Raw genomic sequence first — 5,308 nt, 5'->3', positions numbered from 1 at the left:
CGAGCCCAACTGGTAGGAACGCGCACCTTTGGCAAGGGTCTGATTCAATCCCTGCTGGAGCTGGCGGATGGCTCGGGGCTGGCGGTGACCACGGCCAAGTACCTTACCCCCAGCGGCCACGACATCCATCGCCAGGGGATCCAGCCCGATGTGGTGGTGGCGGAGGGATCCGTTCCTCTGACGGCGGAAACCTTGGCCGGGCCGGAGGACATCCAGCTCCAGCGAGCCTTGGAGTTGTTGGGGCAGACCCAAGGGATCCCGGTGGCCAAAAGCGGGTGAGGGAGGAGATCCCGCTCCAGACCCGGATCTCAATCGTTGGCATTAGGATTTGGATTCCTGGTTGTTTTCGATTCGTTTTAGGATCAGAGGCAGGGTTTTCTGGGCCACTTCTCGGCTCCAGCGCCGGTTTCTGACTCTGTCCGCTCCCGCCCGCATGAACGCTATCCAGCAATTTCACCACTTTTTCAACTGCTGCATTGGAGCTTGGCGCACAGAGCGCACCTACCATTACCTAGACCGTGGCGAGGTGGAGCGCTCCCGCACCGAGTTCACCATTCGCACCCTCACCCCTGAGCTCAAGCACAAGGTGCTCACCGACAACAACTACCCCAACCACAACGTGGATGGTTTTTTGGGCTTTCACTTGGCTTTTGAGACCGTTTCCGAAACGGGGGAGGAGGCCGGGCAAGAGCTGAACATGCTGTTCGTCCCTCGGCAGGAAACCCCCCTGGGGCTGCAGGGAGACTACCTGCGGGATCGGGCCTACGAGGAAGATCGCCCGATGGTGGCGGCTTTCCGGTTTGATCCCGGATCCCTGCAACTGGTGATGACCACCACCTACACTCGTGTGGTTGCCGTAGATACCATCACTCTACTGAATCCGCGCCTGCGCCTGCGGCAGATCCTTACCTACCAACGTCCCCCTCAGGGTCAGCCTTTGCAGGAGCTGCTGCTGGTGGGGTTTGGGGTAGAACAGAAGCTGACCTAGCCTGCGGATCCTGAGCATGACGCTTCCCAAAGACCTGAGATTGTCTCAGCACTTGGCTCTGATCCAGTTGAGGTTCGAGCGAGGACAATACCGGCAGGCGCTAGAGGAGGTTAAGCAGGCCCAAAGCCGCTATCCGCAGTCGGGTAAGCTACGGCTCTGGCAGGCCCTGGCCCAAGAAGCCCTTGGCGAAACGCAGGAGGCCATCCTGTTGGCCCAAACCTTGCTGCGCAACCCAGATCCAGAAGTTGCCCAGCAGGCTCGCTATGTCTTGGGTATCTGGCAAGCCCCTCGTCTGCGGCGTCCAGCGGAGTGGTTGAGCGAAATTCCCGATCTCAGCCGGCTGGAGGAAGCTGATCCCCCAGAGTACCGCTTGGCCTATGGGCGCTCCCAACGCAAAGGCCCTTCCCCAAGATCTGGGGATCCCCTCAGCCGCCGGGCAGCGGATCCCCCGTTGGACACTAAGCCCCTCATCTGGGTGTTGATCGGGATCCTCTCGACCCTGCTGGCCGTGATGGCTTGGCTGCCCTAGAGGGGGGTATAACCCTCGCCGCTGCTGGGTTAGTGGGGAGATACTGGGAGTAGAGGAAACGATAGGTCTAGCTCAGGGGAGCGGATCTGCGTCCAGGGATCCCGACAGGCTCCTCGGCAATTGGGGCAGAAAGCGGAGGTTAAGAGTGGCTACCCAAACATTGGTGATGGATGCAGTGGAACAGTTGGGCCTGCGGGTCACGCTGGGAGATATTGCATCCAGCACGGGCTTGGCTCTACACGAGGCCAAACAAGAGCTGCTGAATTTGGCCCAAAAGGCGGAGGGGCATCTCCAGGTTTCCCGGCAGGGGGAGATTACCTATGTTTTCCCGCCGGATTTTCGCAGCATTCTCAAGCGCAAGGAGCAGCAGGATCGGCTAGCAGCCCTGCGTCGCCGGTTGTGGGGGGGCTTCCTCTATGGGCTGCGCATCTCCTTCGGCATCCTGCTGGTGGTGTCGATTGTCTTGATCGTCCTGGCGTTGATTGCCTTGCAGATGGCCAGTAGCCGCGAGCAGGACAATCGCAGCCGGTCGCGGGGGATAGGGTTTTATTACTTCCCCAACCTTTGGATCGGCAACCCCTTCTGGGATCCCTATCCCTACTATGGCAGCTACTCCGGTCGGACGCGCCCCCGCCAGCCGCAAAAATCCGAGCTGAACTTCCTGGAAGCGGTGTACAGCTTCCTCTTTGGGGACGGGGATCCCAATGCCAACCTGGAGGAGGAGCGCTATGCCCTCATTGGCCAACTGATTCGTGCCAATGGGGGGGTGATCGCAGCGGAACAGGTGTTGCCCTACCTGGATGTGGAGCCGGGATCCCCGGCCTTGGAATACGAAGATTACATGCTGCCCATTTTGCTCAAGTTCGACGGCCAGCCGGAGGTCAGCGAGGACGGGGACATTGTCTACCGCTTTCCGGAACTGCAGGTGGCCGCCTCAGAGCGTGAGCCCAAGAGGATCCCCGAAGTGTTGCAGGAGAAACCTTGGGTGTTCAGCCGGGCCACGCCTGGTCAACTGACCCTGGCAGGAGGCTTGGGAGTTCTCAATTTCTTTCTGGCCGCCATTCTCTATGGGGCACGGGAAGAGGTGGCAGCGGCAGCCGGCAGCAATGCTTTTTTAGCCTTCATCTACCCGTTGATCGGCTTCCTCTTCCTCTACGGCACGCTGTTTTTGGCGGTGCCCACCGTTCGCTGGCTAGCCTTGCAAATCCGTAACCAGGGAGTGGAGCGTCGCAATCGTGTCCGGCAGCTTTGGCGAGAGCATCTGCAGCATCCCACAGAGGCGCTGCTGCGCAAACTCAACTTTGCCCGCCGCTTCCGCCGTCAAGAAGTTGTGCCAGAGTCAGACACCATTTACTCAACCGACCGGGATTTGATCGAGCAGCGGGACTACCGTCTGGACGATCCGGTGTTCCGCCAGCTTTTGGAATCCAAAGCTCAGCAGGATCGCCCCGAAACCGAACAAGTGCGCAAGCCGCGTCCCCTCTAGAGAGGTCATGGCCGTTGGGCAAACTCCCGGTCTGCCGTTTGAGCTGAGACCCATTCGAGTTTCTTGGCCAGCCGGAGAATCCGGCGCTTGGGTTTGCTTGGACTTTTTTCTCCCCCGGAGAACTCACAGCAACCACTCCGAGACCCGCTCCCCCACCTTCTGCAAATCCAGAGGAATGGCCACCGCCTTGCCCATACGAGGTCTCTGACGGGTGGACTCGATCTCCCGGCGCACCGATTCCCACACCCCCCAAGCCTGCAAATGGGCCAGCACTCTCTCCAAGTGGGCCAGATACTCGGCCTCGCTCAAGGGAAAGGAGGGCTGCTCCAGGTAGCGCCACATCACCAGCAGCACCACCTTCTGCTGGATACGCCGCAACTGTACGTCGTAGGAACAGCCCCACTTCTCGCGCAACAAAGCTTGAAAGTCGGATCCCTTCATCAGGACTGCTTGAGACTGGCTTGGATCTGGCTCCAACCTTGCCGGGTGGGCCGCTCACCTTGTGAAGGAAGGCCACGGCCTCTTACAGCGTTGCATTTCTTAACGATATTGGCCAGAGGGGTCGGTTAGGATGATGTCGCTTGTCAACGAACGTTAAAACTTCTCAGGTCTGCATTTGCCATTATGACGGAAGCGGTTAGCAACTTTGAAGCGCCCCCCATGAGCCGGCGGGTTCTTCTCAATGCCCTGCTCAGTGGCTCTGTGGGAGTCGTAGTGGTGGGCGCCCTCTACCCGGTGGTGAAGTACTTTATCCCGCCCTCTTCCGGTGGAGGGGGTGAGGGCCTCATCGCTCAGGACGCTCTCGGCAAGCCCATCAGTGTCAGTGAGCTGTTGGCCACCCATGCTGCCACGGACCGGGTGCTGGCCCAAGGTTTGAAAGGGGATCCCACCTACATCGTGATCGACAACGGGGCGGTGGCCAACTATGGCCTCAACGCGGTTTGTACCCACCTCGGTTGCGTGGTGCCCTGGAATGTGGGGGAAAACTTGTTTAAGTGCCCTTGCCACGGATCCCAGTACGCGGCCAATGGCAAGGTGATTCGGGGGCCGGCTCCCCGCTCGCTGGAGCTGGTGAGCGCCACTGTGGATGGCGACAACGTCCGCTTCAGCCCTTGGCAAGGCCCCGATTTCCGGGAAACCTAAAGGGCAAGGGATCCCGCTGGCTGTGCCGGCTTTTGCCGAACGATTTGGGGCAAATTGTCGAGATGGCTGTTCCAAGACTGTGTCCTAAACCTGTGATGGAAATTCATTCTGAGCTGAGAGTTATGAAGCGAATCTGCTTGGCCTTCTGTGGGCTGCTGCTGTTGCTGGGGATGGGGGCACGTCCGGCTGCAGCCTACCCCTACTATGCCCAGATGGCCTACGACAACCCCCGCGAGGCGACTGGAAAAATTGTCTGTGCCAACTGCCACCTGAACGCCATGCCCACTCGCGCCGAGGTGACCCAGGCCGTCACCCCCGGCCAGGTGTTCACCATCAAAGTTGGGATCCCTTATGACCTGAGCAAGCAGCAGGTGCTGGCAGACGGCAGCAAGGGTGGGTTGAATGTGGGCGCGGTGGTGGTCTTGCCGGAGGGCTTCCGCCTGGCCACCGAAGCCGAGATGACCGAGGAACAGCGGCAAGAAACTGCCGAGACCTACATCACCCCCTACAGCGACGCGAAGCCCAATATCCTCCTGGTCGGGCCTTTGCCGGGCGAGCAGCATCAAGAAATCGTCTTCCCGGTGGTGGCCCCTGACCCGAAAGAGGATCCCTCGGTGGCCTTCATGAAGTATCGCGTTTACATCGGGGCCAACCGAGGTCGCGGTCAGCTTAACCCCGACGGCAGCCTCAGCAACAACAACGTCTTCCGCGCCCCAGCCACGGGGCGTCTGGTCAACATTGCCACCCTCGACTCCGATATCAGCGATCTACCGGCTGAATTGGCCAGCCTGGTGCCCCCGGAATACGAGCTGCCGGGCACGAGAGTTCTCAGCTTCGAGAGCGAAAGTGGGATCCACAACCTGGTGGTGCCACCTGGGCCGGAGCTGGTGGTTGCCGTTGGCGACAGCGTCAAAGAAGGGGATCCCGTCACCAACAATCCCAATGTGGGCGGCTTTGGCCAGGTGGAGCGGGATCTGGTGCTGCAAAGCCCGGAGCGGGTGAAATGGCTGGTGGCTTTCCTGGCAGCCGTTACGATTGCCCAGCTCTTATTGGTGCTCAAGAAAAAGCAGGTGGAGCTCATTCAAGCCGCCGAAATCCTTGGCTAGCTCAAGCTCTTTCCTGGCCTGCACCTCGGAGGTATCCGAGGTGTTTTTTGTTCTGT

The 5,308-nt window shown here is 59.9% G+C and carries 7 protein-coding genes; 6 read left to right on the top strand and 1 reads right to left on the bottom strand.

Going from position 1 to position 5,308, the window contains the following annotated elements:
* The 4 genes from NW856_RS13535 to NW856_RS13520 form a co-directional block, all read left to right on the top strand.
* Positions 1 to 279: S41 family peptidase (locus NW856_RS13535; protein ID WP_414400676.1), on the top strand; the 279-nt coding region annotated here is incomplete at its 5' end.
* A 154-nt stretch (positions 280 to 433) separates the two neighbouring features.
* Positions 434 to 988, top strand: a complete 555-nt coding sequence (locus NW856_RS13530) for a phycobiliprotein lyase (protein WP_414400675.1) — start codon at positions 434 to 436, stop codon at positions 986 to 988.
* Positions 989 to 1,004: 16 nt separating this feature from the next.
* A complete protein-coding gene (locus NW856_RS13525) occupies positions 1,005 to 1,517 on the top strand; it encodes a tetratricopeptide repeat protein (protein ID WP_011433231.1) in 513 nt (170 codons plus the stop codon).
* A gap of 145 nt (positions 1,518 to 1,662) precedes the next feature.
* Entirely contained in the window at positions 1,663 to 3,003 is a 1,341-nt protein-coding gene (locus NW856_RS13520; RefSeq protein ID WP_414400674.1) for a hypothetical protein, read from the top strand.
* Positions 3,004 to 3,126: 123 nt separating this feature from the next.
* On the opposite strand, the gene NW856_RS13515 is transcribed toward NW856_RS13520, so the two are convergent.
* Positions 3,127 to 3,444, bottom strand: a complete 318-nt coding sequence (locus NW856_RS13515) for a DUF3067 family protein (protein ID WP_414375168.1) — start codon at positions 3,442 to 3,444, stop codon at positions 3,127 to 3,129.
* 183 nt (positions 3,445 to 3,627) lie between these two features.
* Between NW856_RS13515 and NW856_RS13510 the strand changes: the two genes are divergently transcribed.
* Together NW856_RS13510 and NW856_RS13505 are read left to right on the top strand one after the other, a co-directional pair.
* On the top strand, positions 3,628 to 4,146 hold the full coding sequence (locus NW856_RS13510) for a cytochrome b6-f complex iron-sulfur subunit (RefSeq protein WP_414351678.1): 519 nt from the start codon (positions 3,628 to 3,630) through the stop codon (positions 4,144 to 4,146).
* 122 nt (positions 4,147 to 4,268) lie between these two features.
* On the top strand, positions 4,269 to 5,252 hold the full coding sequence (locus NW856_RS13505; RefSeq protein WP_414400673.1) for an apocytochrome f: 984 nt from the start codon (positions 4,269 to 4,271) through the stop codon (positions 5,250 to 5,252).
* Positions 5,253 to 5,308: the final 56 nt, after the last annotated feature.

The sequence above is a fragment of the Synechococcus sp. R3-13 genome (genome assembly GCF_047462195.1).
Taxonomy (GTDB): Bacteria; Cyanobacteriota; Cyanobacteriia; order Thermostichales; family Thermostichaceae; genus Thermostichus.
The sequence above is the reverse complement of the archived record's forward strand: the minus strand, read 5'-3'. Positions and strand labels throughout refer to the sequence as shown.

What these genes read in the sequence shown, in the direction of transcription:
- NW856_RS13510 (WP_414351678.1), top strand. Translation starts at nt 3,628, where the DNA reads ATGACGGAAGCGGTTAGCAACTTTGAAGCGCCCCCCATGAGCCGGCGG.
- NW856_RS13515 (WP_414375168.1), bottom strand. Translation starts at nt 3,444, where the DNA reads ATGAAGGGATCCGACTTTCAAGCTTTGTTGCGCGAGAAGTGGGGCTGT.
- NW856_RS13525 (WP_011433231.1), top strand. Translation starts at nt 1,005, where the DNA reads ATGACGCTTCCCAAAGACCTGAGATTGTCTCAGCACTTGGCTCTGATC.
- NW856_RS13505 (WP_414400673.1), top strand. Translation starts at nt 4,269, where the DNA reads ATGAAGCGAATCTGCTTGGCCTTCTGTGGGCTGCTGCTGTTGCTGGGG.
- NW856_RS13530 (WP_414400675.1), top strand. Translation starts at nt 434, where the DNA reads ATGAACGCTATCCAGCAATTTCACCACTTTTTCAACTGCTGCATTGGA.